This is a genomic window from Actinomycetes bacterium, from assembly GCA_036510875.1.
Classification (GTDB): domain Bacteria; phylum Actinomycetota; class Actinomycetes; order Prado026; family Prado026; genus DATCDE01.
On record DATCDE010000003.1, the window covers coordinates 1 to 2,213 of the forward strand.

General features: G+C 64.4%; 3 protein-coding genes. 2 read left to right on the forward strand and 1 reads right to left on the reverse strand.

The features are described 5' to 3' along the window. Positions 1-216 (reverse strand): dienelactone hydrolase family protein (locus VIM19_00035; protein ID HEY5183308.1); only part of this gene is annotated, 216 nt, incomplete at its 3' end. Positions 217-673: 457 nt separating this feature from the next. Between VIM19_00035 and VIM19_00040 the strand changes: the two genes are divergently transcribed. Continuing rightward, positions 674-1,303, forward strand: coding sequence for a hypothetical protein (locus tag VIM19_00040; protein HEY5183309.1), 630 nt, complete (start codon positions 674-676; stop codon positions 1,301-1,303). Positions 1,304-1,561: 258 nt separating this feature from the next. Continuing rightward, positions 1,562-1,969, forward strand: coding sequence for a hypothetical protein (locus VIM19_00045; GenBank protein ID HEY5183310.1), 408 nt, complete (start codon positions 1,562-1,564; stop codon positions 1,967-1,969). Positions 1,970-2,213 lie beyond the last annotated feature (244 nt).

Consider the following 2,213-nt stretch of genomic DNA (forward strand, 5'->3'; position numbering starts at 1 on the left):
GATCATGCAGGTCAGTTTGCGGCCGCCGTGGTACAGGTCCGGGGCGGCGGCGAGGTACCCGGCGCCGGCCAGCCAGTCGGCTTGGCGGCGGAGGTCGTGGCTCATGCCTAACACGTCGTGGATCACCACCACGCCGGGCCACGGCCCCGGTCCGCTGGGTTCGCAGACGTACGCCTGCACCGGGCCGTTCGCGGTCGGGATCGCCATATCGGTCATCGCAGATCAGCACTCGCTTCCTTGGCGGGGACGGGTGGGCTTTGACGACCCGTGCTCGGCTCAGCGATGCCGAATATCGCGGATAGCCATCCCAGGTAGGCGAGCCCGACAAACGAGGACGTGCACATGATGTCGTTTCGGCAGTGGGACAAGGAGCATGGTCGGCGAGTGAAGAAGGGTGAGCGGGCCATCTGGATCCGATAGTCATGCACACTCTCCGCAGTCACGCAAGACTGACAGAAAGGGACTCGGGACCTTCGCCTCTACTCGCCATCGTCCTTCGGGCCGAGCGTTTTGAGTATCCGTTCAGGACGGAGTGATTTCGATGCCTATTCCTGTATATCCAGCCTCATGGGTCGGATCCTTGTGGTGGCTCGTTGCGCTCGCAGCGGCGTCGTTCGCAGTCAGTTGGCTCGCCGCGACTCGGCTCCAAATGCCTCGCACGCCCTACATCGCGGTGCTGACCGTGACGACGGCAGTCTTCTCGGTGGGATACATCTGGTGGCTCGACGTAACTGCGGCCGACCTGGTCACATCTCGCTGGATGTGGGGACTGATCGTCGCGCCCCTCTCCGCCGCCTTCCTCATTATCGGGATGACCAAGCTGCCAGTCAGCAAGCGGCTTCATGGCTTCAGCCAGCAGCTTCATGGCTGGCGGCTCACTCGTGCGCTGCTATGGGAGGGCGTGGTCTACGGCACTGCGGAGGGAATCCTGCTCTCCGTGCTGCCCGTATTCATAACCTGGCAGATGGTCAACTCTCTCGGGTGGTCCGGTGTCGCAGGCGGGATAGCACGCTGGACGCTGCCGATAGCCGCAAGCGCCATCGTGATCATCGTTCACCACCTTGGCTACTGGGAGTACCGCAACGGCCTGCTCGTCCCAATCACCGTCGGCTGCGGAATGCTTTCTGTCGGCTACCTGGCGACGGCGAGCCTGATCGCCCCCACACTCGGCCACATTCTCGCCCACTGCACGGGCCTCGTGCGCGGCGTCGAGCTTCCACCGCACCCGCGTCCGGCGTCCGCCACACCGACGGTGAGCGCCGCAACCGGGCCAGCGGAGCAGCGCCGTCTGGAACACAGATAGACAAACACAGATAGACACACGAGAGGAGGTTGATCACGATGGTGTCCATCACACTTCAGGACTACGAGAAGGCTAGAGCCCCATCAAGACTCGGGACCGTAGTCTCGGACGGCGCACCAGGGCGCGTGGACACCTTCATTTGTGTCTCGTACAGACCCTGGCTTAAGGAATGGATCCCGGACGGGTCGACACGGTCCTGCGCAACGGGGGCCTACTAAAGGGCCCTATCCAGGGCAAGCAAGCTGACGATCGTTGCGGGTGGAGGCGATGAAGATGTTCACGATCCGCAACATGGGCGGGGTCGCCCTCTTCCTGTTCGGCACTACGTTCCTATGGTTGACTCCAACGTTCGCGACCGGGGGTATCTCCACCGGCGGTTTCCTGTGGGCCCTAACGCAAGTTTTGGCGCTCGTCACGCTCGCCGGCTTCACTCTCGCCACGTGGGGTCTCTTCCGGCGCGATTCGTGGTGGGAGCGAGTCGCCGTGGGCTCAGCGGTGCTAGGCCTTGTCACGCTTATCCCCTACTGGATCGCTGCGGCCGGTGCAGGCGAGACCGCGCCGGCTTTCAACGTCCTTATCCACGCTTTGGGCAGTGTGGGGGTTCTGGCCTTGCTCGAGATGCCCCAGCTGGAGCATTGGGTCGACTCGCACGTCATGGGTACGTGAGTTGCGGGATGCCGGCGGCGCTGCCCGTTCCAGCCATCGTGGGCCCACCGACGGCGGGTTCCCAGGGCCAAACGTCCCGGCCCGTCGGACGACGGGCCACGCACGCATTACCGGGCCGGCGCCTACCGGGATGGCCGTCACGGCGGTCTTCCTGGTGGCTCGAGCTGGGCGCCGCCAACCGGGTCGAAGCGGTCGCCATCGCCCGCAGATCTGGACTGCTGCCCTGACGACTATGACCGTGGCG